The 1,328-nt window shown below is 30.2% G+C and carries 1 protein-coding gene; it reads right to left on the bottom strand.

From position 1 onward, the window contains the following. Positions 1 to 51: 51 nt before the first annotated feature. Positions 52 to 1,221, bottom strand: coding sequence for an IS256 family transposase (locus tag PGP85_RS21225; protein WP_270329354.1), 1,170 nt, complete (start codon positions 1,219 to 1,221; stop codon positions 52 to 54). Positions 1,222 to 1,328: the final 107 nt, after the last annotated feature.

The following is a 1,328-nucleotide window of genomic DNA, read 5'->3' as shown; positions in this document are numbered from 1 at the left end:
GAGAGTGTAAAATATTTTGTGTAAATGAGAAAGTCCATTCTATTATTTAAGTTAAAACATTGATTCTAATGTGCCTTCAATTTCTTTGAAGCCTTTATGGGTTCTGCCCAAAAATTTTTGATTATAATTATTGAATTGAGAAACTAGGAATCTCTCTAGAGATTCTTCGTTGGGAAATTGTTCTTTTCTTTTTGTGTATTTTTTTAATTGCTTATTAAATCCCTCAATTAAATTCGTTGAATAAATAGTTCTTCTAATTGAGGAAGGAAAATTATAAAAGGTTAATATAGCAGGATTCATAAGTAATCTAATCACTTTTGGATACTGTTTTTTCCATTTTTCTGTCATAAAATTTATTTGATTAATAGCTTCTTCTTTTGAATCGGCTTGATAGACAGTCTTAAAATCATCACAAATTTCTTTTCTATCGTTGATACGGACTTTATGCGCAATATTTCTAGAAACATGAACACAACACTGTTGAAATTGAGCATTTGGATAAACACTATAAATACTGTCATTAATACCACTTAATCCATCTGTTACTGCTAATAAAACTTCCTCTAAACCACGATTTTTTAAGTCTTGAAGGATTTCTTTCCAAACGTAAGCAGACTCTGTTGGAGCAATATTAAATCCTAAAACTTCTTTTGTTCCATCTAAGCGGATACCAATTACGATATAAACGGCTTCTTTTGAAACAGTTTGTCTTTTTACAGGAATATAAGTAGCATCCATGAAAATGATTGGATACTTAGATTCTATTTGTCTTTCTTTAAAAGCTAATACATCTTCAGAGACAATCTTACTTATATTTGAAATTGTTTGTGGTGTATAATAATGACCATACATTTTTTCGATTAAATCAGAGATTTCAGACATGGTGATTCCTTTTTGAAACAACTGAATTATGGTTGTTTCCAGAGTATCATTGCTTCTTTTGTAAGCAGGTACAGTTTGTTGAGAAAACTCTCCATTTCTATCTCTTGGAATAACTAAATTCAATTCTCCATACTCGGTTTTAAATGATCGTGAATAATTCCCATTGCGGGAATTACCCGTATTAAAACCGGCACGATCATACTTTTCATAATCAAGAAAAGCTGTTAGTTCAGCCTGCAGTAACGAATTGATGGCTAATTCTAAATGTCGCCGAAATAAATCATCTAGATCACCTTTATTGATTAGTGTTTCCATAATTTCTGTAGTAAAATGTGTCATGAGAAAGTCCTCCTATAAAATTTCTGTGTGGTAACTTTAATTTTACAGAATGGACTTTCTTTTTTTCTACTCAAAAATTCTATTTACACAAAATATTTTACGCTATC

It is taken from the genome of Enterococcus malodoratus (assembly GCF_027659535.1).
Lineage (GTDB): Bacteria > Bacillota > Bacilli > Lactobacillales > Enterococcaceae > Enterococcus_A > Enterococcus_A malodoratus.
This window is presented reverse-complemented; position numbering and strand designations above follow the sequence as displayed.

Coding starts and splice junctions, on each gene's coding strand:
- PGP85_RS21225 (WP_270329354.1), bottom strand. CDS start 1,221: ATGACACATTTTACTACAGAAATTATGGAAACACTAATCAATAAAGGT.